This window comes from Kitasatospora sp. NPDC023118 (assembly GCF_055560875.1).
Genome location: NZ_JBVHHW010000006.1, coordinates 19,242 through 45,420 on the forward strand (window position 1 = coordinate 19,242; position 26,179 = coordinate 45,420).

General features: G+C 74.0%; 25 protein-coding genes and 1 pseudogene. 18 read left to right on the plus strand and 8 right to left on the minus strand.

Features of this window, described 5'->3' with window-relative positions:
• Positions 1-17: 17 nt before the first annotated feature.
• Together ACZ3UD_RS09510 and ACZ3UD_RS09515 are read left to right on the plus strand one after the other, a co-directional pair.
• Positions 18-608, plus strand: coding sequence for an isochorismatase family protein (locus tag ACZ3UD_RS09510; protein WP_465584413.1), 591 nt, complete (start codon positions 18-20; stop codon positions 606-608).
• A 183-nt stretch (positions 609-791) separates the two neighbouring features.
• Positions 792-1,778 carry an ArsR/SmtB family transcription factor gene (locus ACZ3UD_RS09515; protein WP_465584415.1) on the plus strand — a complete coding sequence of 329 codons (987 nt, stop codon included), beginning with the start codon at positions 792-794 and terminating at the stop codon, positions 1,776-1,778.
• Positions 1,779-1,886: 108 nt separating this feature from the next.
• Here ACZ3UD_RS09515 and ACZ3UD_RS09520 read toward each other — a convergent pair whose 3' ends face one another.
• Both ACZ3UD_RS09520 and ACZ3UD_RS09525 read right to left on the minus strand, forming a co-directional pair.
• Positions 1,887-2,675, minus strand: coding sequence for an alpha/beta hydrolase (locus ACZ3UD_RS09520; RefSeq protein WP_465584418.1), 789 nt, complete (start codon positions 2,673-2,675; stop codon positions 1,887-1,889).
• A 104-nt stretch (positions 2,676-2,779) separates the two neighbouring features.
• Positions 2,780-3,133: a DUF6401 family natural product biosynthesis protein gene (locus ACZ3UD_RS09525; protein WP_465584421.1), complete on the minus strand. Its 354-nt coding sequence runs from the start codon at positions 3,131-3,133 to the stop codon at positions 2,780-2,782.
• A gap of 141 nt (positions 3,134-3,274) precedes the next feature.
• Between ACZ3UD_RS09525 and ACZ3UD_RS09530 the strand changes: the two genes are divergently transcribed.
• The 3 genes from ACZ3UD_RS09530 (at position 3,275) to ACZ3UD_RS09540 (ending at position 6,050) form a co-directional block, all read left to right on the plus strand.
• The gene (locus ACZ3UD_RS09530) at positions 3,275-4,201 is read left to right on the plus strand and encodes an LLM class F420-dependent oxidoreductase (RefSeq protein ID WP_465584424.1); all 927 of its coding nucleotides are present in this window, start codon (positions 3,275-3,277) and stop codon (positions 4,199-4,201) included.
• Positions 4,202-4,289: 88 nt separating this feature from the next.
• Positions 4,290-4,937, plus strand: coding sequence for an AAA family ATPase (locus ACZ3UD_RS09535; RefSeq protein WP_465584427.1), 648 nt, complete (start codon positions 4,290-4,292; stop codon positions 4,935-4,937).
• 150 nt (positions 4,938-5,087) lie between these two features.
• The gene (locus ACZ3UD_RS09540) at positions 5,088-6,050 is read left to right on the plus strand and encodes a zinc metalloprotease (protein WP_465584429.1); all 963 of its coding nucleotides are present in this window, start codon (positions 5,088-5,090) and stop codon (positions 6,048-6,050) included.
• A 1-nt stretch (position 6,051) separates the two neighbouring features.
• On the opposite strand, the gene ACZ3UD_RS09545 is transcribed toward ACZ3UD_RS09540, so the two are convergent.
• Positions 6,052-6,342: a hypothetical protein gene (locus ACZ3UD_RS09545; protein ID WP_465584432.1), complete on the minus strand. Its 291-nt coding sequence runs from the start codon at positions 6,340-6,342 to the stop codon at positions 6,052-6,054.
• 75 nt (positions 6,343-6,417) lie between these two features.
• Between ACZ3UD_RS09545 and ACZ3UD_RS09550 the strand changes: the two genes are divergently transcribed.
• The gene (locus ACZ3UD_RS09550) at positions 6,418-6,873 is read left to right on the plus strand and encodes a universal stress protein (protein WP_465584435.1); all 456 of its coding nucleotides are present in this window, start codon (positions 6,418-6,420) and stop codon (positions 6,871-6,873) included.
• Positions 6,874-6,940: 67 nt separating this feature from the next.
• On the plus strand, positions 6,941-7,747 hold the full coding sequence (locus ACZ3UD_RS09555) for a DNA-formamidopyrimidine glycosylase family protein (protein ID WP_465584438.1): 807 nt from the start codon (positions 6,941-6,943) through the stop codon (positions 7,745-7,747).
• A 46-nt stretch (positions 7,748-7,793) separates the two neighbouring features.
• Here ACZ3UD_RS09555 and ACZ3UD_RS09560 read toward each other — a convergent pair whose 3' ends face one another.
• Positions 7,794-8,429 (minus strand): nucleoside/nucleotide kinase family protein, encoded by a 636-nt coding sequence (locus ACZ3UD_RS09560; protein ID WP_465584441.1) that lies wholly within the window; start codon positions 8,427-8,429, stop codon positions 7,794-7,796.
• 40 nt (positions 8,430-8,469) lie between these two features.
• Positions 8,470-9,786 carry an outer membrane protein assembly factor BamB family protein gene (locus ACZ3UD_RS09565; protein WP_465584444.1) on the minus strand — a complete coding sequence of 439 codons (1,317 nt, stop codon included), beginning with the start codon at positions 9,784-9,786 and terminating at the stop codon, positions 8,470-8,472.
• A 153-nt stretch (positions 9,787-9,939) separates the two neighbouring features.
• Here ACZ3UD_RS09565 and ACZ3UD_RS09570 point away from each other — a divergent pair.
• The 8 genes and pseudogenes from ACZ3UD_RS09570 (at position 9,940) to ACZ3UD_RS09605 (ending at position 19,084) form a co-directional block, all read left to right on the plus strand.
• Positions 9,940-10,507, plus strand: a pseudogene (locus ACZ3UD_RS09570) (Uma2 family endonuclease).
• Positions 10,508-10,641: 134 nt separating this feature from the next.
• On the plus strand, positions 10,642-13,263 hold the full coding sequence (locus ACZ3UD_RS09575; RefSeq protein ID WP_465584447.1) for a SpoIIE family protein phosphatase: 2,622 nt from the start codon (positions 10,642-10,644) through the stop codon (positions 13,261-13,263).
• Between the two features lie 36 nt (positions 13,264-13,299).
• Positions 13,300-14,967, plus strand: a complete 1,668-nt coding sequence (locus ACZ3UD_RS09580; protein ID WP_465584466.1) for a sensor histidine kinase — start codon at positions 13,300-13,302, stop codon at positions 14,965-14,967.
• Positions 14,968-15,104: 137 nt separating this feature from the next.
• A complete protein-coding gene (locus ACZ3UD_RS09585; RefSeq protein WP_465584468.1) occupies positions 15,105-15,773 on the plus strand; it encodes a response regulator transcription factor in 669 nt (222 codons plus the stop codon).
• Between the two features lie 554 nt (positions 15,774-16,327).
• A complete protein-coding gene (locus ACZ3UD_RS09590) occupies positions 16,328-17,077 on the plus strand; it encodes a transglycosylase family protein (protein WP_465584471.1) in 750 nt (249 codons plus the stop codon).
• Between the two features lie 173 nt (positions 17,078-17,250).
• Complete coding sequence (locus tag ACZ3UD_RS09595) at positions 17,251-17,478, plus strand: hypothetical protein (RefSeq protein ID WP_465584473.1); 228 nt, start codon at positions 17,251-17,253, stop codon at positions 17,476-17,478.
• A 99-nt stretch (positions 17,479-17,577) separates the two neighbouring features.
• Positions 17,578-18,333, plus strand: a complete 756-nt coding sequence (locus ACZ3UD_RS09600; protein ID WP_465584476.1) for an SDR family NAD(P)-dependent oxidoreductase — start codon at positions 17,578-17,580, stop codon at positions 18,331-18,333.
• Between the two features lie 145 nt (positions 18,334-18,478).
• The gene (locus ACZ3UD_RS09605; RefSeq protein ID WP_465584479.1) at positions 18,479-19,084 is read left to right on the plus strand and encodes a TIGR03086 family metal-binding protein; all 606 of its coding nucleotides are present in this window, start codon (positions 18,479-18,481) and stop codon (positions 19,082-19,084) included.
• A 20-nt stretch (positions 19,085-19,104) separates the two neighbouring features.
• Here ACZ3UD_RS09605 and ACZ3UD_RS09610 read toward each other — a convergent pair whose 3' ends face one another.
• The gene (locus tag ACZ3UD_RS09610; protein WP_465584482.1) at positions 19,105-20,340 is read right to left on the minus strand and encodes a hypothetical protein; all 1,236 of its coding nucleotides are present in this window, start codon (positions 20,338-20,340) and stop codon (positions 19,105-19,107) included.
• 266 nt (positions 20,341-20,606) lie between these two features.
• On the opposite strand from ACZ3UD_RS09610, the gene ACZ3UD_RS09615 reads away from it, so the two are divergent.
• Positions 20,607-21,005, plus strand: a complete 399-nt coding sequence (locus ACZ3UD_RS09615; RefSeq protein ID WP_465584484.1) for a hypothetical protein — start codon at positions 20,607-20,609, stop codon at positions 21,003-21,005.
• Between the two features lie 215 nt (positions 21,006-21,220).
• On the plus strand, positions 21,221-21,640 hold the full coding sequence (locus ACZ3UD_RS09620; protein ID WP_465584487.1) for a hypothetical protein: 420 nt from the start codon (positions 21,221-21,223) through the stop codon (positions 21,638-21,640).
• Positions 21,641-21,692: 52 nt separating this feature from the next.
• Here ACZ3UD_RS09620 and ACZ3UD_RS09625 read toward each other — a convergent pair whose 3' ends face one another.
• Both ACZ3UD_RS09625 and ACZ3UD_RS09630 read right to left on the minus strand, forming a co-directional pair.
• Entirely contained in the window at positions 21,693-22,157 is a 465-nt protein-coding gene (locus ACZ3UD_RS09625) for a (2Fe-2S)-binding protein (RefSeq protein ID WP_465584490.1), read from the minus strand.
• A gap of 30 nt (positions 22,158-22,187) precedes the next feature.
• Entirely contained in the window at positions 22,188-24,245 is a 2,058-nt protein-coding gene (locus ACZ3UD_RS09630; RefSeq protein ID WP_465584493.1) for a xanthine dehydrogenase family protein molybdopterin-binding subunit, read from the minus strand.
• A gap of 673 nt (positions 24,246-24,918) precedes the next feature.
• On the opposite strand from ACZ3UD_RS09630, the gene ACZ3UD_RS09635 reads away from it, so the two are divergent.
• Entirely contained in the window at positions 24,919-26,178 is a 1,260-nt protein-coding gene (locus ACZ3UD_RS09635; RefSeq protein WP_465584496.1) for an MFS transporter, read from the plus strand.
• Position 26,179 lies beyond the last annotated feature (1 nt).

A 26,179-nucleotide genomic window follows, 5' to 3' on the forward strand; every position in this document is an offset into this window, starting at 1 on the left:
ACGAAGGCGGTACAGCCATGCCCACGACGACCCTGCGCACGCTCACCGGCCTCGATGAGAAGCCCGCCGCGCTCGGCGCCGCGACCCTGATCCTGATCGACTACCAGAACACCTACACCCGCGGCGTGATGGAGCTGACCGGCTGGCGGCCGGCCCTCGACGCGGCCGCCGACCTGCTCGACCGCGCCCGGGCGGCCGGCGCCACCGTCATCCACGTCATCAACGACGGCGGCGAGGGCACCCCGTACGACATCCGCGCCGAGATCGGGCAGATCCACCCGGCCGTCGCCCCGGCGGAGGGCGAGCGGGTGGTGGTCAAGCAGGCCCCGGACGCCTTCGTCGGCACCGAGCTGGGCGCGCTGGTCGACGCGGTCGGCCACCAGGACGTGGTGATCGCCGGGTTCATGACCCACATGTGCGTCGCCTTCACCACCGCCGGTGCCTTCCTGCGCGGCAACCGCCCCACCGTCGTCGCCGACGCCAGCGCGACCCGCCCGCTGCCCTCCGCCGGCGCGGAGCTGACCGCCGATCAGGTCCACCGGAGCGCCCTGGCCACGATCGGGGACCTGTACGGGGTGGTGGTGGAGTCGGCGGCCGAGCTGGCCTGACCCGAGCCGGGGAGCGGGCCCGGGCGCGCACCCCCGCGCCCCGGGCCCGCTCCCCGGCGGACGTCCGGTCCGTCTCCCGGGCGCCCCCTACGAGCCTGGCCGGGTCCCGAACCACCCGCAAACGATTCGGATCTCGCCGAACTGTCTTGCGGCCCGGGCGGTTCCGGGACGACGATCAGCACCGTGCTGCGAATCCTCTTCGGTAGGGAAGACCTGGAACGCCTCCGGGTGGCCGCGCGTCCGGACATGTCGATGGAGCTGTCACTGAGCGTGCACGCCCTGGTCAGCGGGCACCGCGATCCGCGCTTCAAGCCCTGGCGGGACCGGCTGCGGGCCTCCTGGAACCCGCGCACCGCGCTGCTCTTCGACCTCTACACCCGCTCCTCGATCCCGGAGTTCCTCACCGTCCGCCGCGACCCCGGCGCGACCGAGAGCGCCACCGCCGAGGCGCCCGAGGAGCCGCTCCGCGAGCACCTGCGATCGGTCGGCGGGGAACGGCAGTTGAGCGCCTTCGCCCGGGGTGTGGCGGCGGGGGACCGACGGGCCAGGAAGCTGCTCGGCAACGTCACCGCCGAGTACCAGACCCGGGCGATCGACCCCTACCGGCGACAGATCGAGACCATCGTCACCACCGAGCACGGCCTTCGCCGCAGGATCACCGAGCCGGACCAGGTGCTGCGCTCGCTGCACCCGGCGATCTCCTGGCGCAGCCCGGTGCTCACCCTCCCACTGGTCGGCGGCTGTCGGCACGACCTGCGGCTGGACGGTCGCGGACTGCTGCTCCAGCCCTGCGTGTTCGGCGTCCGCCGCCCCGTCATCGCCCGCTTCGAGGACCCGGGGCAGCAGCCCGTCCTCCTGTACCCCGCCAGGATCAACGGCCCCTTGCTCGCCGAAGCCGAACCCACCCCCAGCCGCACCCTCACGGCCCTGCTCGGCCAGACCCGGGCCGCCGCCCTGGAGGCGATCGCCGACCACGGCCCGTGCTCCACCAAGGACTTGGCCGCCCTGCTCGGCATTTCCACCGCCTCCGCGAGCGAACACGCCACGGTCCTCGCCGAATCCGGCCTCACCGCCAAGGAGCGCGACGGCCGCACCGTCACCCACCGGCCCACCCCGCTCGGCCACGCCCTCCTGGCCGGCCGCCTCCCCGCGCCCCCGGCCGCTTCCTAGCACCCCTCGGGCGTTCCGCACCCGCATCCGTACAGGGGTGCACCCGGGTACGCGCTCACCCGCTTACGGTTCACCCGCACAGGTGGCCACCGCGCCGGGGCGGCGGCCTCAGACGTTCGCCGGCAGGTTCGGCGCGACCCGGGGCTGCCGGGGCAGCGGCAGTGTCAGCGCCTCCCGTGAGGTGATCGGCAGCGCCAGCGCCGAGGCGGTCTCGGCCGGGAGGGGGCGCAGGCCCAGTAGCGCGGTGGTCAGGCGCGTGGTGGCGCGGTGCCAGTCGGGAAGGCGCTGGAGCATCGCGTGGCCGCTGCCGGTGACGGTGTAGCCGCAGACGCGGGCGCCGGCGGCGCGGCTGCGGGCGGCGAAGGCGTGGGTGTCGGCGGGCGGGGTGACGGTGTCGCGGTCGCCGTGCAGCAGCAGGACGTCGCGGCCTGCCAGGTGGTCGCAGGGGTCCTCGGCGGGGCACCAGGGGGCGAGGGCGACCAGGCCGGTGACGGAGGGGTGGCCGCCGGCCCGCAGGGCGGCGCGGCCACCCATGGAGTGGCCGATCAGGACGGTCGGCACCGGGCCGAGCAGCGCGGCCGCCTCGTCGAGGGCGGCCAGGGCGTCCCGGGCGGCGTCGGCGCGTTCGCCGTTCCAGCCGCGGTGGCGGTAGCGGACGGTGCCGACGGCGATCCCGGCGCCCGCGGTGTCCCGGCCCAGCGAGCGGAGGAAGCCGCGCATCCGCAGCAGCGGCAGGTTGAGGCGGCCCGGCCGGGCGAGGTTGTGCTCCTCGCCCCCGTGCAGGACGAGAACGGCGGCCCGGGCCCCGGAAGGCCGCACCCGCCATTGCAGCACCCGGTGCGCGGCCACACGGCTGTCCGTACCGCTTCCGATCACCTGCGCACCGTCCCGCCACATGGCCCGTTCCTCCGGACCGTCACTGTACGCGTGCGGACGGCCGGAGCGGTCACCCGACGGAAGCATCCCGGACAACCGGGCGCGCTCAGAACCGGTAGCGGAGCTCAGCCCTCCAGCAGGCCCTGCTCGCGCACCAGCCAGCAGATCGCGGTCAGCCGGGTGACGGCGTAGTCGTAGCCCACCGGCTCCCGCCAGCCGATCTCGGCCAGCGCGTCCAGGAAGCCCAGCGCGTAGTCCGCCAGTTCCGCACGGTTCAGGGGCAGGGGCGCCAGCTCCGGCCCCTGCGCGTACAGCAGCTCCCGCAGCATCGCCGCGTGCTGGTCGACCGCCGCGACGAAGCCGGGCTCGAAGGCGAACTCGGCCAGCCGGGGCGTGAAGGAGGCCACGATGCCGGGAAGCGGGCAGTCGGCCGGCCCGTCGGGGGAGGGCCGGAACGATTCGTCGGGGGTCGCGAACATCCGTCCAAGGTAGGCGAACCGGCGAGTGGGCAAGCCGACCCGTGACGGTTCCGTGCTGAGACCTTGGCCACCTTCGGAACGTTCCGTGCATGGCCGGTTCCCTGCGCTCACGGCCGGGTGGTCTGCACCAGAATGGCCCGCATGGATCTCCGCATCTTCACCGAGCCCCAGCAGGGCGCGAGCTACGACACCCTCCTGAAGGTCGCCCGCACCGCCGAGGACCTCGGCGTCTTCAGCGCCTTCTTCCGCTCCGACCACTACCTGAAGATGGGCGACGCCGACGGCCTGCCCGGCCCCACCGACGCCTGGATCACCCTGGCCGGCCTCGCCCGCGAGACCAGCACCATCCGGCTCGGCACCCTGATGACCGCCGCCACGTTCCGGCTGCCGGGCGTCACCGCGATCCAGGTCGCCCAGGTGGACGCGATGAGCGGTGGCCGGGTCGAGTTCGGCCTCGGCGCCGGCTGGTACGAGGCCGAGCACACCGCCTACGGCATCCCCTTCCCCAAGGAGAAGTTCGGGCGGCTGGAGGAGCAGCTGGAGATCATCACCGGGCTGTGGAAGACCGAGCTCGGCGACACCTTCGACTTCTCCGGCGAGTACTACACCCTCACCGACTCGCCCGCGCTGCCCAAGCCCGCCCAGGAGCGCATCCCGGTGCTGGTCGGCGGTTACGGCCCGAAGCGCACCCCGGCACTGGCCGCCCGCTTCGCCGACGAGTTCAACCTGCCGTTCGCCTCGGTGGAGGACACCGCCGCCCAGTTCGGCCGGGTCCGCGAGGCCGCCGAGCGGGCCGGGCGCCCGGCCGACGAGCTGGTCTACTCCAACGCCCTGGTCGTCTGCGTCGGCCGGGACGACGCCGAGGTGGCCCGCCGGGCCGCCGTGATCGGCCGCGAGGTCGACGAGCTGAAGGCCAACGGCCTGGCCGGCACTCCGGACGAGGTCGCGGAGAAGATCGGCCGGTACGCGGCGGTCGGCAGCGAGCGGGTCTACCTCCAGGTGCTCGACCTGGCCGACCTGGACCACCTGGAGCTGATCGCCTCCCGGGTCGCCCCGCAGCTGGGCTGAGGTACCCCTCTGACCACGGATCTTTACTGGTTCTTGGGAATGCGCCATGCTCCTGGGGAGGAACCAGGAAACGGTGGGGGGAGGGCCGGTGGCCGGGACACGAACAGCGCGGGCGGCGGTGCCCACGGTGCTGCCGCCCCGCACCGCCGACGGCCGGGCGATCCGGGCCGGCCTGCACGAGCTTCGCGGCCCGGGCCCGGCCGCCCTGCACTACCCCGCCGGTGACCTGCTGGTGGTCACCGGACTGCCCGGCAGCGGCAAGAGCACCCTGATGCGCCGCAGCGTCCGCGCCCCGCTGGTCGACTCCCAGCAGGTCCGCGAGGAGTACGCGGCCCGGCTGCCCGGCCGCCTCCCGTACGCGTTCTACCGCCCGCTCGCCCGGCTCGCCCACTACCGGCGACTGCGCCGCGCCGTCCTGGACGGCGGGCCGCTCGCCGTGCACGACTGCGGCACGCTCCCCTTCGTCCGGGCCTGGCTCACCCGTGCCGCCGCCCGGCAGGGCCGCCGGGTGCACCTGCTACTGCTCGACGTCGACCCGGCCGAGGCCCGGGCGGGCCAGCGGCGGCGCGGACGCTGCGTCTCCCGCTACGCCTTCGCCCGGCACCGGGCCGCCGCCGAGCGGCTGCGCCGGCTGCTGCTGGGGGCCGGGCGGCCGCCGGCGGGCTGTGCGTCGGCCGTGGTACTCGACCGGGCCGCCGCGCGCGCCCTGCGGGAGATCGACTTCGCGGCGTCGTAGTCTCGGCGAATCCGCGCCGGGCACCGCCGGTGGGCCTTGTCACCGGCTGCGCCCGGTGGTCGGCGCCCGGTGGTCGGCGGCCGGTCGCCGACGGGCGGGCGCGTGGCGCGGGCGACCCCCGGTCACCTTCCTTTCTCGTCAGGAGCGCTGATGCGCCGTACTGCCCGGGCGCGCTCGCGTGCCCCCCGCCTGTTCCCCTGCGCCGCCGCGCTGGTCGCCGCCGCCGGACTGAGCCAGCTCGCGGCCCCGGCCCCGCACCATGCGGTGGCCGCCGCCGCGGTCTGCGACGGCACCGACGCCGCCGCCCGCAAGCCGGCCGACAGCCGGGCGGGGAAGGACCCGAACGCCGTCAGCGCCGCCGAGGCCCGGGCGATGCAGACGGACCTGGACGACCGGCTCGCCAAGCTCGGCTCCGCCCACGTCCCGCTCGCCGCCGTCCCGACCACCGTCCCGGTGTATGTTCACGTGATCCACGCCGGGGACGCCGGGCGGCTGGACCAGGGCGTCGTCGCCGCCCAGATCGACCACCTCAACGCCACCTACGGCGGCCAGGGCGCGGGCAACACCCCCACCCAGTTCCACTTCGAGCTGGTCGGCACCGACTGGACCGACAACGCCGCCTGGTACAACGGCATGACCCCGGGCGCCGCCACCGAGCAGGCGATGAAGACCGCCCTGCGCAAGGGCGACCAGGGCACCCTCAACCTCTACACCGCCCACCTCGGACAGTCCCTGCTCGGCTGGTCGACCTTCCCGAACGTCTACCGCTCGAACCCCACCGACGACGGCGTGGTCGTCCTCGACGACTCCCTGCCCGGCGGGCCCGCCACCCACTACAACGAGGGCAACACCGCCACCCACGAGACCGGCCACTGGCTCGGCCTCTTCCACACCTTCCAGGGTGGCTGCCTGCCCCCGGGCGACTACGTGGACGACACCCCGCCCGAGCGCACGCCCGGCTACGGCTGCCCCGAGGGCCGCCACAGCTGCCCGGGCTCCGGGCTCGACCCGATCCACAACTTCATGGACTACAGCTACGACTCCTGCATGAGCCAGTTCACCCCGGGCCAGGCCCAGCGGATGGCGAACTCCTGGGCTGTCTACCGCAGTTGAGTCAGCAGAAGGCGTCGAGGTAGAGCGGCGTCCGGCCGCCGGCGGCGCGGAACCCGTACACCCGGTGGTCCTCGGCCGAGGCCCTCCGCCAGGCGGCCGGGCGCTCCTCGGGGGCCGGCAGTACCGGGACCAGGGCGTCCGGGAAGTCCTGGCGCCGGCCGACCCGGTCGCCCGGCGTCATCTCGTCGGCGCCGACCGCCAGCCGCTTGGCCGGCCGGCGCTCCAGCGGGGCGGCTTCCTGGGCGCCGAGGGCTGCTACCGGCGCCTGGCCCGGCCGCATGCGGCGCGGCAACTACCAACCATTTGTCTGATTTGACCTATGTTTGGCTGGTTGGTGCCGAGCAGGAGCAACCGAAGGAGACACGGCATGACTGCCAACCCCCGGATCGTCGTCGGTGTGGACGGCTCGCCCGCCTCGGAGCAGGCGCTGCGCTGGGCGGTCGACTACGCCAAGGCCGTCGGCGGGACCATCGACGCGATCGCCGCCTGGGAGTACCCGGCCTTCTACGGCTGGGGCGGGACGAGCGTGCCGGCCGAGGTCTACAACCCGGAGGAGCTCGCCGGCAAGACCCTCTCCGAGAGCGTCGCCAAGGTGGTCGGCGACGACCCGGGCGTGCGGATCAGCGAGAGGGTGATGCCCGGCAACGCGGCCGGGGCCCTGCTCCAGGCCGCCAAGGGCGCCGCGCTGCTGGTCGTCGGCAGCCGCGGCCTCGGTGGCTTCTCCGGCGTACTGCTCGGCTCGGTCAGCCGCCACCTCACCGAGCACGCACCCTGCCCGGTGGTCGTGGTCCGCGAGGGCCAGGTCGCGGCCGAGTCCGAGTAGCGCCCAGGGCCGGCCGGCAGCCAGGGATGGCACGCCGCCGGGCCGCCACACGGACCAGAATGGAGTCATGCCAGAAGGTGACTCCATCTACCGCGTGGCGGCCCGGCTGCACGAGGCCCTCGCCGGGCAGCTGCTGACCAGCGCCGAGCTGCGGGTGCCCGCGCACGCCACCGCGACCCTCGCCGGCCGTCGGGTGCTGGAGGTCCGCCCGCGCGGCAAACACCTGCTCACCCGCCTCGAAGGCGGCCTCACCCTGCACACCCACCTGCGGATGGACGGCCGCTGGGAGGTCTACCGCCCCGGCGAGCGCTGGACCGGCGGCCCGGCCCGGCAGATCCGCGCCGTGCTCGACACCGAGCGGGGCACCGCCGTCGGCTACCGCCTGCCCGTCGTCGAGCTGCTGCGCACCACCGACGAGCAGCGGGCCGTCGGACACCTCGGCCCCGACCTGCTCGGCCCCGACTGGGATCCGGTCGAGGCCGTCCGCCGACTCCTCGCCCACCCCGGCCGTCCGCTCGTCGAGGCCCTGCTCGACCAGCGCAACCTGGCCGGGATCGGCAACGTCTACGCCAACGAGCTGTGCTTCACGGCCGGCCTGACGCCGTGGACCGCGATCGGCGAACTCCCGCATCCCGACCGGCTGGTGGAACGCGCCCGGCAGATGCTGGAGGCCAACAAGCTGCGCCCCGGCCACATCACCACCGGCGACACCCGGCCCGGCTACCAGCACTGGGTGTACGGCCGGGCCGGACGGCCCTGCCCGCGCTGCGTCACGCCCGTCCGGTCGGGACGTCAGGGCGAACCCCCACGGGACCGGATGGTGTTCTGGTGCCCCTACTGCCAGCGCGGCCCGGCCCCGGCGGGCAGGGCCTGACCGGCGGATCCCCGCCGGGTCCGCGGCGAAATCCGCCGGTCGGGACCTACGGCCGCTCGACCAGGGCGGGGTGTCGCGGGTCGTCCACCCGCACGGTGACGTCGGCGGAGTCGGCGGGCCCGGTCTCCGCCTCGTAGCGGGCGAAGGCGGGCAGCGTCCACTGCTGGTCGGCGGGGGTGCGGCGGGCCAGCGCGGCCGGGGTGAGCGCCAGATGGACGGTCAGCTCCAGCGGCAGCCAGCGGCCGAGCAGCAACGCGCCGTCCAGCACCAGCACGCCTCCGGGCGGGAGTTGGGTGTACGGGGCGCGGGTGGAGCGGTCGGTGACCGGGTCGCGCAGCGAGGGCAGCACCCGGCCGCTGCCGCCCGGCTCCAGCGGGTCCAGCACCTCGCGCAGCAGGGCGCCGTCGTCCAGCCAGAGGTCGTGGAAGGCGTCCGCGTCGTGGTGGCCGTACTCCAGCCGGATCGAGGCCGGGCGCAGGAAGTCCGACGCGGACACGCGCAGCGCGGGGCGGCCGCGCAGCCGCAACGGCTCCACCAGGGCGTCGGCCAGCACCTCGGGCCGGGCGGGCCCGGCGCCGTCCACGGCGACCCGCAGCCAGCGCTCGCCGGCGCCGGGAAGCGCGGTGATGCGGTCGGCGAGCAGTTCGGCCAGCTTGTCGGGGGAGATCGGGCGTACCTGCATCAGGCCATCCTGCCGCGTCGTCCCGTCCGCCGGACAGGCCTTAGGACAGCGGGAGGGCGTGCAGGATGTCGTCGTGGCCGGCGTAGAGGTGGTTTCCGTCGGCGGCGACCGTCCAGACGTCCCGGCCCGGGCCGGAGTCGCGGAAGGTCCACGTCGGCACGCCGGTCGCGGTGTCGATCGCGCTGACCCCACCCGCCGCCGGGCCCGGGACGTACAGCGTGCCGCCGACGACCAGCGGACGGCTGCGTCGGTCCAGCAGGAACGGCAGGCGGTAGGACCAGAGCACCGCGCCGGTGCCCGCGTCGTGGCAGGTGACGAGACCGTTGTCGCGCGGGACGAACACCCGGACGCCGTCCGGGACGGGCGGCAACGCCCGCCAGGACTCGCCCCGGGCGGGGGAGTGGGTCCAGCGCGGCTCGCCGCCGGGGCCCAGCAGGCGCACGCCGCCGTTGCCGTCCGGGACGAGGAAGCCCTCCTCGTCGGCGGCGCACCAGCGCAGGCCTTCGGCGCCTGGGGCGGTCCACAGCTCGCGGCCGGTGGCGGCGTCCCGGACCACCAGCTCGGCGCGGTCGCCCAGGGAGCGGGTGCAGGCCAGCAGGTGGGCAGTGCCCCTGGTGGCGGGGGCGACCGGCTGCTCCTGGTGGTCTCCGGTGACGGACCAGAGCAGGGTGCGTTCTTCGAGCTGAAGGGCGAAGACCCGGCTGCTCGGCACGGTGCCGTCCGCGCCGGGCCAGCCCCAGGCGCAGCCGTAGAGGACGCCGGCGTCCATGCAGCTGAGCAGGAGATCGCCCGGTAGCTCATCGGGCAGCGGGACGCTCCAGTCAGCGGTGGGGTCGGTGAGGTGGTGGGCGTCCAGGTGGCCCCGGGAGGTGGCCGAATAGAGGTATTCGCGCCCGACCGCGACCTTCCCGGCAGGCACGTCGAGGTCGCTCGGCCAGTTCGGGGGCGGCGGCGGGTCGAAGACCAGCAGCCGCCGGGGGCCGCCGTCGGCCGGGTCGAGCACCTGCAGCCCGGCCTTGGACAGGAACACCGGGCGGCCCGGCGGGGTGATCAGCCGTTCGGGGGTCATGGCTTGCGCGCCCCGGTACGTCCACAGCGGGGTCGGCCCGGACAGCGCGGTCGGCGGCGGGTTCGTCGGCTCCGGCGCCGGCCGGTCGGAGCCCGAGCGCGCGAACGCCCACGCCGCCCCGCCGGCCGCCAGCACCCCGGCCCCGAACAGCAGCCCGCGCCGACTCGGCCGGGGCCCGTCCCCGCCCGCGCCGATCACGTCCCCGGGCGCCTCGGCCGCGCCGTCCGCCTCCCCGTCCCACTGCCACGACTGCTCCCGGGCGGCCCCCTCGGACGACGGCGACTGCATCCCGCTCTCGCTTCCACCCCCGGCGGCCTCGGCGCCGCCACTCGCCGGGAGGATATCGAACAGTCCCCGAACCATCCGCGGCAGTGGCGGTGGACGTACTAGCCAGGCTGTGGCACGGCACAGGCCCGCGCGGGAGACCGGGGGAGGTACGCCGTGACGGCCGAGATGATCGCACCCGAGTGGATGCACCGGCAGATCTCCAGTGAGGAGTACGACTCCTGGACCGAGGAACAGTGTGCGGGCGTAGAGATCGTTGACGGGATGGTGGTTGTGAGTCCGAGCGCCTCCATCCTCCACAACCGGCTCGCGCGGTTCCTGGCGAATGCTCTGGACCAGGCGGGCGGCGAGGACTGGAACGCCGACATCGACTTCGACGTGCGGCTGCAGGACGTGCCGCTCGACAACCGTCGGCCCGACGTGGTGGTCTACCGCAGGGACGCCGTCCACGAGAACCCGGCTAGACCGAGCAATGTGCTGCTGTTGGTCGAGGTCGTCTCGCCGGGCTCGGAGAGCACCGACCGGGTGGTCGAGTTCGACCAGTACGCCAAGGCCGGCATCCCCTTCTACTGGCGGGTCGAGCAGGCGGCCGGCCGGGTGCCGATCGTCCACACGTTTGTGCTGGACCCGGGGAGCCGGTCGTAAACGGGCGGGCGAGCTGTTCACCGGGCTGGTCAAGGCCGTGGCGCCGTACCCGGTGGAGGTCGACCTCACCGAGCTGTAGGGCGTCATCCTCCCGGCGAATGGCTCGCGAGGTCGGTGCGGGGCGTCCGGGCCGGTGCGCGTGAGGTCGACGGGCGGCCCGGGGCGGTGGGGGCTCGCCTTGACACGGTTCCGGGGCGGACGTAGCAAGGGAGCATGCGCCATCCGCATGCGACCGGGGCCGCTGAGCCGGTCCGCGAGGCGGTCCCGGAAACCCTGCCGGAACCGGTCCTGGACACGGCTCCGAATGCGGGCTCGGGCGCGGTGCCGGGGGCGGTCCGGGAGTCGGCCCCGGAGGCGGTCCTGGAGTCGGCCCCGGAGGCGGTCCTGGAGTCGGCCCCGGAGGCGGTCCGCGAGCGGGACAAGCTGCTGGCGGAGGCCGTCCGCCGGGTGCTGGGGTCCACCGGGGCGTACGGGGCGATGGCGTACCTGCGTTCGCGGGACCGCCGGTCGCTGGTGCTGTGCACCCTCGCGGGGGTGCCGCTGTCGATCATGAGCTCGTTCCGGCGGGTCGCCGCCGCCGGGCCGCTGCCGGTCGCGGTCTGCTTCCGGACCGGCCGGACCATCGCGTTGGCCGACACCGAGGACACCATGCGGCGCTTCCCGCAGCTCGCGGTCGGCCTGCCGTACGACTTCGTCTCGGCCTGTGTGCCGGTGGGGTACGGCGGGGACCGGTTCGGGGTGCTCAGCGTGCTGTGGCCGGCCTCGGACGAGGGCGTGCCGGAGCAGGCGGCCGGTCAGCTGGACGCCATAGCCTCCCGACTCGCCTCCGGGCTTGCCAAGTTGGCCGGGTCCGGGCAGCCGGTCGAGCCGGCCGGGGACGCCGCCGTGGTGGAGCTTCCGCCACCGGCGGTGCCCAGCACGAGGGTCGGGCTGTTCGACTGGAACACGGCCACCGGCGCGCTCGCCGCCGACGCGGTGTTCCGGGAGATCTTCGGCTTCGCGCCTGGCGAGTTCGACGGCACGGTGAGCTGTCTGACCCGCCGGATCGCCCCCGGGGACCTGCCCGAGCTCCGGACCGCCGCCCGCACCGCCCTGGAGCGCGGCGAGGTGCTGGCCGCCCGGGTGCGGGTGCTCGGGCCGAACGACCGCCCGTACCCGGTGGAGCTGTGGGCCCGGGTGCCCGGCGCGATCGTCGACGGCCGGACCCACCTGGTCGGCGCCGTCCTGGACGTCCGGACCCTCACCGCCGCCGCGGCCGCTGTCGAGCGGCTGCGCGAGGGCGTCTTCTCGCTCGACCCGGACGGCCTGATCACCTACGCCAACCGCGCCAGCGAGCCGCTGCTGCGGGCGAGCCGGGAGGAGCTGGTCGGCCACCACCTCTGGGAGGCGCTGCCCTGGCTCACCGACCCCGTCTACGAGAACCGCTACCGCGCGGCCCTGATCTCCCAGCAGCCCACCGCCTTCCTCGCCGCCCGCCCGCCGGACGGTTGGCTTGCCTTCTCGCTCTACCCCGACACCCACGGCGTCACCGGCCGGGTGGTCGCCGCCGAGGCCCCGCCGGGCGCGGCCGAACCGCCCGCCGCCCCGCCGCCGCCCACGACCACCGTGGGCGGCACCCACCACCTGCTCCAGCTCGCCAGCGCGCTCACCGAGGCGGTCACCGTGCGCGACGTGTGCCGGGCGGTGGCCGAGGAGATCCTCCCGGCCTTCGGCGGCCAGGAGCTCGCCATCTACGGGGTGCGCGAGCAGCGCCTGCACCTGGTCTCCCAGTTCGGCTACCCGGACGGCTTCCTGGACGGCTTCGAGGGCACCCCGCTCGACGCCCGCGTGCCCGGCGCCGAGACGCTCAGCACCGGCACCCCGATCTTCTTCGAGTCGGTGCGCGAACTCGCCACCACCTACCCCGGTCTGGCCCTGGACGAAATGGGCGCCTGGGCCTTCCTGCCGCTGATCGCCTCCGGGCGCCCGGTCGGCAGCTGCATCCTCGGCTTCGACCTTCCGCACCCGTTCACCGCCGAGGAGCGCGGCCTGCTCACCGGCCTCAGCGGCTTCATCGCCCAGGCCCTGGAGCGCGCCCGGCTCTACGACGCCGAGTTCGCCCTGGCCCGCGGCCTGCAGCAGGGCCTGCTGCCGCACCGCCTCCCGCAGGTGCCCGGCATCCGGATCACCGCCCGCTACCTGCCCGGCACCCAGGGCATGGAGATCGGCGGCGACTGGTACGACGCGATCGTCACCGGCGCGGACCTCACCCTGGTGATCGGCGACGTCGAGGGCCACAGCGTCGGGGCCGCCGCCGCGATGGGCCAGCTGCGCAGCGCCGTGCGCGCCTTCGCCAGCGGCGGCGAGCCGCCCGACCAGGTGCTCGCCCGCACCAACCGGCTGCTGCTGGACCTCGACCCCGGGCTGCTCGCCAGCTGCTGCCTGGTCCGCCTCACCCCCGCCGACGGCACCGCCCGGATCGCCCGCGCCGGGCACCTGCCGCCGGTGCTGCGCCACGCGGACGGGCGGGCCGAGGCGCTGTACGTCCCCGGCGGGCCGTTGCTGGGCGTGGACGAGGAGGCGGCGTACCCGGTCAGCGAGTTGCGGCTGCGGCCCGGCTCGCTGCTCGCCCTCTACACGGACGGACTGGTGGAGGACCCGGCGCTGGCGATCGACCAGGGGGTGGACCGGCTGCGCGCCGCACTGGAGCACGGCCGGGCCGGGGAGGAAATGGAGGAGCTGGCCGAGCGGCTGCTGCGCGAGGTCGGCTCGACCGGGCGGGTGGACGACGTGGCGCTGCTGCTCACCGCCTGCGGACCGGCGACTTTCGTCGGTGCGAAGGGCGACGAACGGTGACCGCGGGCGCGGTGACCGCACGGTTAGCCTCGATGGGTGGAAGCAATCGCGCGGGCCTGGTCGAGGGCGGTACGGACGGCGTTGCCCGGGCCCTGGCCCCGGCGGCGGGTGGTGGGCGAGGCGGTGCAGGCCCTGTTCATGGGTGTGGTCGCCGGCCTGCTGGAGGTGGTCAGCCGTACCGGTCTGGCGGTCCCCTTCGGGATCGCCGTCGCGGTGCTGTGGGTGCTGCGGCGGGGGTTCCCGGCCACCGTGCTGGTGCTGGCCGGCGCGATGACCGGCTGGTCGCTCGGGCCCTTGCCGATGCTGGTCTGCGCGGGCTGGGCCGCCGGGGCGCGGATCCGCCGGGTCGGGCGGCTGCTCGGCTCCTTCGTACTGAGCTATCTGCTGTTCACCGTGACCGGGACGCTGAAGGACGGCGCCCTGGCCTCGCCCAAGCTGATCATCGGACTGTCGCTCGGTATGTTCCTGGTCTTCGTCGTCCTGCCCGCGCTCTACGGCCGCTACCGGGCGCAGCGCCGCGCCCTGCTGGACGCGCTGCGCGAGCGCAACGACCAGCTGGTGCGCGAGCGGGTCATGGTGGTGCACCAGGCGCGGCTGCGCGAGCGGCACCGGATCGCCCAGGACATGCACGACAGCCTGGGCCACCAGCTCGCGCTGATCTCCGTGCACTCGGGCGCGCTGGAGGTGGACCGCACCCTCACCGACCGGCAGCGGGAGGCGGTCGGCGTGCTGAGGCAGGCGGCGGTCGCGGCGATGCGCGAACTGCGCGAGGTGGTCGGGGTGTTGCACGACGAGTCGACGGCGGTGCCGCCGACGGTCGGGGCGCAGTGCGCGGCGCCGGTCCGCGGCGGGGTGGACGGGATCGTGGAGCTGGTGGAGTCCTCCCGGGCGGCCGGGACGGAGGTGGGCTACTCGACCGAGGGCGAGCGGCGCCCGCTGGCGGCCGTGGTCGACAACGCGGCGTATCGGATCGTGCAGGAGGCGCTGACCAACGCGCACAAACACGCCCCCGGCGCGCCGATCGCCGTCGCGCTCCGGTACGAGCCGGACGCGCTGGTGGTCGAGGTCACCAACCCCCGCGCGCCGGAGCTCGTCGGCGCGCGCGCCGGCACGGGGTCGGTCGTCAGCGGCGGGCAGGGGCTGACCGGGCTGCGGGAGCGCGCCCGGCTGGTCGGCGGAATGGTGCACGCCGGGACGACGCCCGAGGAAGGCTTCCGCCTGGCGGCCGTCCTCCCGTACGAGGGGGCGGAGAGCGAGGGGGCCGCCGCCCTGGTCGGCGAGGAGGACTGGGTCCTCGACGGCCTGCCGCCGGCCGACGGGACGGGCGACGGGCGGCGCAGCCCGGCGATCGGATGCGCGGCCGGGGTCGGTGCGGTGACGCTGGTCGTGGTGGGCCTGGTGGTCTGGGGCGTGATGGCCTTCGTCCGCGGCACCACCGACTCGACGGTGCAGATGTCGGTCTACGACCAGATCCGGCCGGGTGAGTCGAGGGCCGAGGTGATGCGCCAACTGCCGCCCGGCAACGACTTCTTCACCTCAGGCTTCGAACACGACGGACCGACCCGGCCGGAGGGCTCGCAGTGCCGTTGGTACTCGCTGGCGAAGGGCGACTCGGACGAGTCCTGGTCGGAGAGCCACGTGGCGCGGTTCTGCTTCAAGGGCGGGGTGCTGGTGGACAAGGTGGAGTACGTCAGCAAGAACTGACCGCCTGGCCCCGGGGCCCAGGCGTCCGGCGCCCGGGCGGGGGTCCGGCCGGGGCGGGGCCCGGCTGGGGTGCGCGTTCGACCGGGATGTGAGGATGGTGCCGCAGGCGCAGCACCGTTCGAGGGGAATGACCACCAGTGATCCGAGTCCTCGTCGCCGACGACGAGCCGCTCATCCGGGCCGGGATCAGGATGATCCTGGGTTCGGCCGACGACATCGAGGTGGTCGCGGAGGCCGTCGACGGCCGGGAGGCACTGGAGCTGGCCCGGGCGCACCGGGTGGACGTGGTGCTGCTGGACATCCAGATGCCGGTGATGGACGGGCTGACGGCGCTCGGGGAGCTGGCGAGGGTCGCACCCGGCGCACGGGCGATCATCCTCACCACCTTCGGGGAGCGCGAGAACGTCCTGCGCGCCGTGACCGCGGGCGGCGCCGGATTCCTGCTCAAGGACACCGCCCCGAACGAGCTGATCCAGGCTGTCCGGGCGGCGGCCAGCGGCAACGCCTTCCTCTCCCCGGCGGCCACCCGGCACATCGTCGACTCGCTGGCCTCCGGCCGCAGCGGCTCGGTGGCCGCCCGCAGCGCGCAGGCCCGGCGCCGGCTGGAGGTGCTCACCGAACGCGAGCTGGAGGTGCTGGCGCTGCTCGGCGAGGGCCTGTCCAACGCCGACGCGGGGGCGCGGATCCACATGAGCGAGGCGACGGTGAAGACGTACGTCAGCCGGATCCTGGCCAAGCTGGGCTGCGAGAACCGGGTCCAGGCGGCGCTGCTGGCGCGGGACGCCGAGCTCGACGGTCGCAGCTGAGCGCGTTCGCACGGGTACGACGGGTGACGGGTGTGGCGGATCCCACCCGACCGGGTCGCCGAACGGGGAACTCCGAATTCCTCGGTGACTGCGCGTCAATTCACGATTGCGGTGGGTGGACGGTGTGCCCGAGTTCACGGCTGGACAGATGTGAGTGAGGGCACGGAAATTGATCGTTTCATTCCGAAAATGCGGTCAAACCCGGTCGAGTCGGGCGCAGTTTCTTGATCGATACCGCCGGTAACGGTCAACTGACCTGCGATGACCAAGAATTGCTTGCTGCGCCCCGGACATGCCCCTAGCTTTCTTGGCGGCGCAACGAGCGCCACCCGGGTTCACCCCGACGCACTGCCCGCCGACTGACCCACGGCGCGAGGGCGGTGCCCGCCGACGAGACCGGCTCGAACAGGCCGTCGGCGAGCGGAGGTGGCCGGGGCGGTACGGCACGTCCGACACGTGCTCGGCCGCCCGACGAGTGAGGCAAGCGCGACCGACCGGCCCATGTCCCGGGCCTGGTTCCGGCTGCCCGCCCGGGGCTTGTCGAGAGGAATTTCATGACTTCCCGTCACGAGACCGCCGCTGCCACCGACACCACCGCCAGCACCAAGCGCAACCGCGTACGGATGGCGGTCGTCGCGGGTGCCGCCGTCGCGGCCCTGCCGGTGGCCGGCCTCGTCACGGCCACCTCGGCCTCTGCCGCGACCACCTCCGCCTGGGACGCCGTCGCCCAGTGCGAGAGCGGCGGCAACTGGAGCATCAGCACCGGCAACGGCTTCCACGGCGGACTGCAGTTCACCCCGTCCACCTGGGCCGCGTACGGCGGGACCGCGTACGCCCCCCAGGCCAACCACGCGTCCAAGGCGCAGCAGATCGCCGTCGCCGAGAAGGTGCTCGCCTCGCAGGGGCCGGGCGCCTGGCCCGTCTGCTCGCAGAAGGCGGGCCTGAGCAAGGGTGGCGCCCCGGCGGCCGTCGACACCTCGGCGGACAGCGGCGCCGCCGCAGCCAAGCCCGTCCAGCGGGCCGAGAAGCCCGCCGCGGCCCCGAAGGCCGCCCAGTCGGCCGCGCCCAAGGCCAAGCAGGCGTCGAAGGCCGCCAAGGGCCAGCCGTCCGCCAAGCCGGCCCAGTCCGCGCCGGTCGCGGAGAAGAACACCTCCGGTGGCAGCTACACCGTTCGCAGCGGTGACACGCTGAGCGACATCGCCGCCAAGTTCGGCGTCGACACCGACGGCCTGTACAGCAAGAACGCCCGCACCATCGGCGGCGACCCGGACCTGATCTTCCCGGGGCAGACCCTGACCGTCTGACGCCCTCCCGCGTCCTGACGCCGCCTGAGCGGCCACCCCTGCGCGGGGTGGCCGCTCGGCGCGTTCGCGGCTTCCGCGCGCCGGGTCCGTGCGTCGGGCTCCCCGTCGTGGGATCCCGTCGTGGGTTGCCGCGTCGGACTTCTCGGGCCGGATTCCCGCGCCGGTGGGGTCGAATGATGGTTCGACTCATCAGCGACAGTGAGCTCACGGCCAGCACCGTGGTGGCCGCGCTGCGGGCGGCCGGGTTCGAGTACCGGGCGCGGCGACACCTGCTGCTCCCCGACGGCGGGCGGCCGGTCGAACCGTCCTTCGACCATGCGGGCGCCGACCCGTCGGCCGGGCCGAACCGGACCGGGCGGCCGGCGGTCGGATCGTACTACCGGGGGCGCACGGAATCGTAGTTGAACGTTTAACGCAACGTCTGAATACCGCCGGAGTCGGGCTGGGCTTCGGTCCAGGATTGCTTCATGTCCGAGACCGGAACAAGGAGTTCTGTAGATATGACGATGAACGGTACGGCGGCGCTCGACGGCAAGGTGGCCCTGGTGACCGGCGGCAGCCGGGGGATCGGAGCGGCGGTCGCGCTGCGGCTGGCCGAGGACGGTGCCGACGTGGCGCTGACCTACCAGGGCGCGGCCGACCGGGCCGAGGAGGTGGTCGCGAAGATCAGTGCGATGGGCCGGACCGGATGGGCCGTCCGGGCGGACAGCGCCGACCCGGAGGCGGTGCGTGCCGCGGTGGCGGCGGTCGCCGAGCGGTTCGGCCGGCTTGACATCCTGGTGAACAACGCGGGCGTCGGCGCCGGAGGGCCGATCGAGGAGATGACGCTGGACGAGATCGACCGGGTGCTGGACGTGAACGTCCGGGCGCCCTACCTGTTCGCGCAGGCGGCGGCCGCCCACCTGGCGGACGGGGGACGGATCGTCGGCATCGGCAGCTGCATCGCGCAGCGCGTCGCCTTCTCTGGCAGCACGCTCTACGCGACTAGCAAGGCCGCGCTGATCGGTCTCACCAAGGCGCTGGCCAGGGAACTCGGTCCGCGCGGGATCACCGCCAACCTGGTCCACCCGGGCCCGATCGACACCGACATGAACCCGGCCGACGGCGAGTCCGCCGACTTCCAGCGCGGCTTCACCGCGCTCGGCCGCTACGGCACGGCGGCGGAGGTGGCGGCCGCCGTCGCCTACCTGGTCGGCGACGAGGGCCGGTACGTCAGCGGCGCGGAGCTCGCGGTGGACGGCGGGTTCGCGGCCTGACGGTCGGTCGGGGTCGGTCAGGGTCGGTCAGGGTCGCTGAGGGGACCGGTCAGGGGCCGGTGTCGTGCCGGGCGGTCGTCGGCGCACGCGCTTACGATCACCCGGCACGACCACCCGTGCCCCCTTCCCGACCGAGAGGTGTGCCATGACCGCCGTGGACGACCCGATCGAGCTGCTCGCCCGGGCCCTCGCGCAGACCGCCGGTCTGATCGACGGCGCCGGCGTCGAGCTGGCCGGGCACCCGACCCCCTGCCGCTCCTGGGATGTCGGCGACCTGATCAGCCATCTGCTGTTCGACCTGCGGCAGTTCACCGTCCGGGCGCAGGGCGGGCAGCCGGACTGGTCGCAGCCGTTCGAACGGGTGGAAGAGGACTGGCTGCACGCCTTCGAGGCCGGCGCGGAGCGGCTGGTCGAGGCCTGGCGCGCGGCCGGCGACCTCACCGGGACGGTTGAGGTCCCCGGCGTCGGCGCCCTCCCGGCGCGCTTCCCGGTGGACCAGCAGGTCGCCGAATTCGCGGTCCACGCCTGGGACTTGGCCAGAGCCACCGGCCAGTCCACGGACGGTCTGGACCACGAGGTCTCGGCTGCCGCCCTCACCTGGGCCCGCGGCGCGCTCAAACCCGAGTACCGCGGAGAGGAGTCCGACCACCAGCCCTTCGGCCCCGAGGTCCCCGCCCCCGCGGACGCCCCGCCGTACGACCGGCTCGCCGCCTTCTTCGGCCGCGGCCCCTGGGCGGGCTCCGGTTCGTGACGGCCGGCCGCGACCCCGGGTCAGTGCAGGACGGCCAGGACGGCGCCCCACTGGGAGGTGGTTCGGCCGGCGGCGATGCAGTGCTCGGCGTCGGCCGCGATCCGGTGCGCGGTGGTGAGGCGGTAGGACGAGAGCTGGAGGACCGGCAGGGTGGTCCAGCCGGTGCCGAACTCGGGGGCGGTGCCGGTGTTGCTGCCGACCGTGCTCACCAGGAGGTCGCCCGGGTCGCAGGTGGTGGCGGTTGCCGTGGTGGTGAAGGTGGTGCCACCGGCGTCGCCGGAGGCGCGGGTGACGGCCCGGACGGTGGTGACGCCCCGGAACTCGTCCACGGTCACGTGGTACTCGCCGGCGCGCGGGTAGTCGGCGCGGATCGAGTCGGCCGTGGTCAGCGCGGTGGCGCCGAAGGCGGCGAGGACGAGCACCCGGTGGCGCAGCGAGTCGGTCACGTCTCCGAGGATCTGGAATCGGTCGCCGCGACTGTCGGTGACCTTGACCGGGCCGGGGCAGGTGCCGGTGAGCATCATCGCGACGACCAGGGTGTCCCCCGGGGTGACCGCGACGCGTACGGGGAGCGCGAGTCGCGCACTGGAGACGGCCTGTTGGTCGTAGGCGGTCCGGGCGATCCAGGACCGGGTCTCGGTGCTCGGGGTCGCGCCGTCCGGTGCGGGCGTCGGCTGCGGGTCGGGGGTGTCCGGCTCGGCGGACGGACAGTTCTGCGCGTCGGGCTGGGCGGCGGGCGCGCGGATCGCGAGCAGGCCCAGCGTGCCGAGGACGCCGAGCAGCAGGCCGACCAGCAGGCTGAGCGCGTGGGTCCAGATCCGACGGCGGTGCGGGTGCGGTACGGCCGGCGGTAACGAGGGCACGGACGGTACCGACGGCACCGACGGCATGGCCGGCATGGCCGGGGGACGGGACGGCGTCGGTTCCGGGTTCGACGTCACCGCAGGTACGGGCAGCACGGGGTCGGTGGGCGGCTCCCCGCTGACCGCCGCGCTCCAACGGCGCTGCCACTCCTCCTCGTTGCCGCCGCAGGCCTGGACGAAGGCCCTGGTGGTGGCCCAGGACGGGAGCCGTGAGCCGCAGGCGGCCTCGTAGAGCGTGGTGTGCGAGATCGAGCCGGCCCTCTTGGCCATGGTGCGGAACGAGGGCTGGCCGGCGTCCAGCCGGAGGGTGCGCAGCTCGCCCGCGAAGCTCTCGGCGGCGGTGGGTGAGGCTGCCCTTTGCCCGGGTCGCGGGTCACGTTCGTGCTCCGCCATGACGCCCCCTGCTGTCAGATGTCAGATCCCTTGGTGGCGCTGCTTGCTTGTTGCGTACGGATCATAGCGGCGCATGACAGCGACGATCAGAGGTCTGGCAACTTTCCTTGGGGGATGGCGCGTTCGGGGTGGCCAGCCGCCCGTGGCAGCTGTTGTCAGATCTCGGCGGCCCGTATCGAACACCACCGCCCGTGAGGTCAGCTGGCACCGCCGTCGACGTCACGCGGCGGGACGGCGCAACGGTTCGACAGGAAGGGAGAATCGACATGGTCAAGAGCCTGTTCGGCAGGATCGGACGGCGCGGGGCGACCGTGGTGACCACGGTGGCGCTGGCGGCGGCCGGGGTCGGCCTCTCGGCGGGCGAGGCGTCCGCCTATGGGTGGGTCACCATCGGCGGCCCGGTCATCGGCCAGGCGGTGGGCGTCTACGCGCAGCCGACCACCAAGTCGTGGAAGGTCACGGGAGACCTGCACTACGGGGACTCCGTCGACGTGGTCTGCTGGACCACGGGTGAGGACATCAACAACCAGGGCAACGTGTGGTACCGGGTGGATGCCGCGCACTACGCCTACACCGGCCAAACCTGGTTCGGGAACGGCTACGTCTACGCCTCCTCCGTGGACGGTGGCCTCATGTGGCACCAGGGCGTTGTTCCGCAGTGCTGAGGTCCCGCTGAACCGCAAGTGCCCCCGTCCGCCGGACGGGGGCACTTCGCGTTGTCGGCCGTCAGAAGGCCGTTCGGGGCGCTCGGCCGACGGTGTCAGCTGTTGTCAGTTCCTGTCAGGAGGTACCGAACACCGGGGGTGATCGGGTCAGATGGCTCCGCCGTCGAGGTCAACGGGACGGCACCGAAGCGGTTCGACCCGACAGGAGAATCGGCATGGTCAAGGGCATCCTCAAGAAGATCGGGCGCCGGGGCGGCACCGCGGTGGCCGCGGTGGCGCTGGCGGCGGCCGGGGTCGGCCTGTCGGCGGGCGATGCCAACGCCGTCGGCTGGTACTACCTCAACAACCACCCGACCGGTCACGGCGTGGGCGTCTACTCGCAGCCGTACTCGTGGTCGGGCAAGGTGGCCGGTGACCTGTACTCGTACTCGTGGTCGGGCGACGCGGTCAACATGGTGTGTTGGACCACGGGCGAGAACATCAACAACCAGGGCGACGTCTGGTACCGGGTGGTCCAGGTCTACTCCGCCGGCTACGGCTACTGGCCGTCGTCGGGCACCTCGGTGGCCTACACGTACGGTGCCTACACCGACGGCAACTGGAACTTCCACATGGGCTACGTGCCCCATTGCTGATCTGCGCTGACCCGGTGTGCCCCGCCCGTCCGTCGGGCGGGGCACACCCGCGTCAGCGCGTCTGCTGGGCCGCCGCCGCGCGCTTGATCGCCTCGCGGATGCGCGGGTAGCTGCCGCAGCGGCAGATGTTCTGGATCTGGTCGATGTCCGCGTCGGTGGGGTTGGGCGTGCGGCGCAGCAGGGCGACCGCCGTCATGATCTGGCCGGGCTGGCAGAAGCCGCACTGGGCGACGTCGCATTCGATCCAGGCCTCCTGGACCGGGTGCAGGGTGTCGCCGTCGGCGAGGCCCTCGATGGTGGTGACGGTGTGGCCCTCGCAGTCCTTGACGGAGCGGGTGCAGGGCTGGAACTCCTGGCCGTCGAGGTGGCTGGTGCAAGCCCGGCAGACGCCCACCCCGCAGCCGTACTTGGGGCCGGTGACGCCGAGCTTGTCGCGCAGCACCCAGAGCAGCGGCATGTCGTCCGGGGCCTCGACGGTGACGGGCTGCCCGTTGAGGACGAAGGTGTGGGTGGGCATGGGGAGTTGTGATCCTCGGGCTCTGGGTGATCAGAAGTTGATGGGGAAGGAGCGCGGGCTGGTGCCGGTCGCGCGCGCGTAGGCGTTGGCGACGGCGGCCGAGGCCGCCGGGACGCCCAACTCGCCCGCGCCGCCCGGGGCTCCGCTCGGCGGCATCAGGTGGATCTCGACCACGGGCGGGGTGTTCCGCTGTCGGGCGTAGTGGAAGTCGGCGTAACTGCCCTCCCGTACCGCGCCGTTGTCGATGTGGTTGCCCGCCTGCAGGATGACCGAGATGCCGTCGATCAGCGCGCCGTTCAACTGGGCTTCCAGGCCACGGGGGTTGATGACCTGGCCGACGTCGGCGGCGACCACCGCCTTGGTGACGCGGGGGTTGGCCCGGTCGGAGGCGTCCAGTTCGACCAGGTAGGCGACCCGGCCGCCGTTCTCGTCGTGGTAGCCGACGCCTTGGGCCTGGCCGGCCGGCATCGGGCGGCCCCAGTTGCCGGCCTTGGCGACGGTGTCCAGGACGGCCTGTCCGGCGGCGTCGCGCACCCGGGCTCGGCGGAAGGCGACCTCGTCCTGGCCCATCCGGCGGGCGAGTTCGTCCATCATGATCTCGTCGGCGACCCGGACCATGCCGGAGTAGACCGAGCGCCAGCTGCCGGTGTGCATGGCCAGCGGCAGTTCGGCGAGCAGCTGGGTGGGGATGCCGACGTTGTACGGGTTCTTCTCGGTGAGCAGGAAGAAGGCCTGGGCGAGGCTGAGCCCGGCCAGCGAGAGGTTGAAACCGGCCCCGGTGAGCGCCTCGCCGAGGCCGTGCGAGAGGTCGGTGCGGACGGTGGCGGCGCGGTGCTCCCAGGTGAGCACCTGGCCGAGGCCGTAGGTGGCGCGGATCCGGTGGTGGCTGGCGGGGCGCATCCGGCCGTGGCGCATGTCGTCGTTGCGGGTCCACATCAGCTTGACCGGGCGGCCGGCGGCCTTGGAGATCTGGGCTGCCTCCAGGGCGGCGTCGAAGAACAGCCGGCGCCCGAAGGAGCCGCCGCCGCGCACCACGTGGACGGTGACGGCGTTCTGTGGCAGGCCGAGTTCGGCGGCGATGGTCTGCTGGGCGATGATCGGGCTCTGCGCGGCGAACCACAGCTCCGCGCGGCCCGGCCGCACGTCGGCGACGGCGGTCAGCACCTCCATCGGGGCGTGGTTGACGAAGGCGAAGTCGAACTCGCCGTCCAGGTACGGGGTGAGCAGCGGCGGCAGCAGGAACGGCGCGTGCGCGGCGCGTAGTCGGGCCTGGATGTCGGCGGTGGACAGGTCGGCGACCGGACCCGGGTTCCAGGTGGTGCGCAGGGCGTCGCGGGCCTTGAGCGCCTGGTCGAAGGTCTCGGCGAGGACGGCGACGCCGCTGGGGATCTGCACCACGGCGAGCACCCCGGGCATGGCGCGGGCGACCGAGGCGTCCAGGGACTTGAGGGTGCCGTTGATGGTGGTCGGGCGGGCGACCACGGTCGGCGCGGCGCCCGGGATCTGAAGGTCTCCGGCGTACTTGGCGCGTCCGGTGACAATGTCGCGGGCGTCGATCCGTCCGGTGGGCGTGCCGACCAGGCGCCGCTGGTCGGCTGGCTTGGGCGTGCCGGGCACGGCGGGCAGCACCACCGCGGCGGCGTCGGCGGCGAGTTCGCCGTAGCCGAGGCGGCGGCCGTCGGGGGCGAGGACGGCGGAGTCGGCGGTGCGCAGGGTGGTCGCCGGAACGTTCCAGCGGTTGGCGGCGGCGGTCACCAGCCGGGCGCGGGCGGCGGCCGCCGCGGCGCGCACCGGGTCGTACAGCGATCGCACCGAGTTGGAGCCGCCGGTCAGCTGGTTGAAGAGCAGTTCGGGGCGGCCGTCGGAGAGCGGGACGTCCACGTCGGTGAGCTCGGCGTCGAGTTCCTCGGCGACCAGCATGGCGATCGCGGTGGTGAGGCCCTGGCCGACCTCCAGGCGCGGCAGGTGGAGCGCGGCACGCCCGGCGGGAGTGATTTCGAGCACCAGCAGGTGCGAGGTGGGCAGCCCGGCGAGGATCATCGCGTCACCGAGATCGAGGACGTCCGGGATGCCCGGCAGGCCGAGCAACTGCGGCGGCGCGGCGGCGTCCTGGGCGGCCGCGGCGGCCTGTACGGCGGCCTGGGCGGAGGCGGGTGCGGTGGCGTCCAGGCCGAGCCGGGCGGCGACGGTGAGGGTCGGCGCGGCCAGCAGGTAGGTGAGGAATCGGCGCCGACCGGTGGCCTCGGCGGCGGCCGGTTCGGCTGCCTCGCCAGGGTTGGCGGAGTCCGAGGGCGCGATGGAGGTGCTGATGGGAGGAAACCCTTCGAGCGGGAGACGGCGCCGGATCGGGCGGGCACGGACGTCCCCGGCCCCGGTGCCGGATCGCGAACGCCGTTGAGCATAGGAGGGCCTTACTGACGGGTCAACACGGCCAATCTTGTCCCTCCGGTCGGGTGGTGGAGGTGCTCCGTCCGCTTGGGGCGGGGGAGTCGGAGCGGGTACGGACGGCGCTTCGGCCGCGCGGGCGGGCCCGGGCGCGGCGCGGTTGAAGCGCCTGTCAGTGTCAACAGGTCGCTGTCGTACGGGAGTTCACCGCTCGCCCGATGGTGCGGCGAAGCGCGCAATTGGACCAGGAAAATTCAAGATCAATGGACCTGTCGGACGGTCCACTTGTTTCCTAGGCTGGGCGGTGCCCCGCTGAGAGGCGCCCCGAGCGGATGTGAACGTCCGGCCCGCGCGCCATCCGTCCGACAGGAGAGAAGTGCCGAATCAGAGCGTCGCCAGGTCCGCCCTGCTGCCCCCCGCCGGGCCCCAGCGCACCCTTGCCGCCGCCCAGTTGGCGAGCGCGGTGGGCGACGGCGCCTACTACACCTGCTCCGCGCTCTACTTCACCCGCGTCGTCGGCATGTCGGCGACGGCCCTCGGCATCGGCCTCGCCGTCGGCTGGGCGATCGGCTCGGTGGCGGGCGTCCCGCTCGGGCACGTCGCCGACCGTCGGGGCCCGCGCCGCACGGCGGTGGCGCTCGCGCTCGGCGCGGCGGCCGTGGTCGCCGCCTTCCTGGCGATCCGCTCCTACCTGCCGTTCCTGCTCGCCGTCTGTCTGTACGCCACCGCTCAGTCCGGACTCACCGCCGCCCGGCAGGCGCTGGTCGCCGGCCTGGTGCCGCGCGCCGAACGGACCGGACTGCTCGCCCACCTCCAGTCAACCCTCAACGGCGGACTGGCGGTTGGCGCCGCCATCGGCGGTATCGCGCTCACCCTCGGCACCCGGACCGCCTACCTCGGCGCCTTCGTCGTCACCGTGCTCGGTCTCCTGGCCGGTGCGCTGCTGCTCCGCCGGCTGCCCGAAGTCCCGCCCGCGGAAGCGGAGTCGGGCACCGGCCCGCGCCTGGCTGTGCTGCACGACCGCCGCTACGCCGCCGTCGCCCTGGTCAACACCGTGCTGCTGCTCCGGATGCCGCTGCTCAGCCTGATCCTCCCGCTGTGGATTGCCCAGCGGGCCCCCGGGCTGGGCTGGCTCGGCTCGGGTCTGTTCGTGCTCAACACCGGGGCGGTGCTGTTCTTCCAGGTCCGGGCGGCGCGCGACGTCACCGGGCTGGACTCGGCGGTGCGAGCCGTCCGGGCGGCCGGAGTGCTGCTGCTCCTGTCCTGCGTGGTCTGTGGGCTGTCCGCGCTGGACGTCCCGGTGTGGGCGGTCGGCGCGCTGTTGGTGGGCGGGGCCGTGCTGCAGGTGGCCGGCGAGATGCGGCAGTCGGCCGGCTCCTGGCAGCTCGGCTTCGACCTCGCGCCGCCGGAGCGGATCGGCCAGTACCAGGGCTTCTTCGGCACCGGCGTCGCCGTCTCCCGCACCCTCGGACCGCTGCTGCTCACCACCCTGCTGCTGGACGGCGGGCTCGCGGGCTGGCTGGTCTTCGGCGGGGTGTTCCTCGCCGCCGGCTACGCGATGGGCCCGGTCGCCCGCTGGGCGGCGAGCGACCGTCGGCCCGTGGCCGCCCCGACGCTCGCGGCCACGCAGGGGTAGC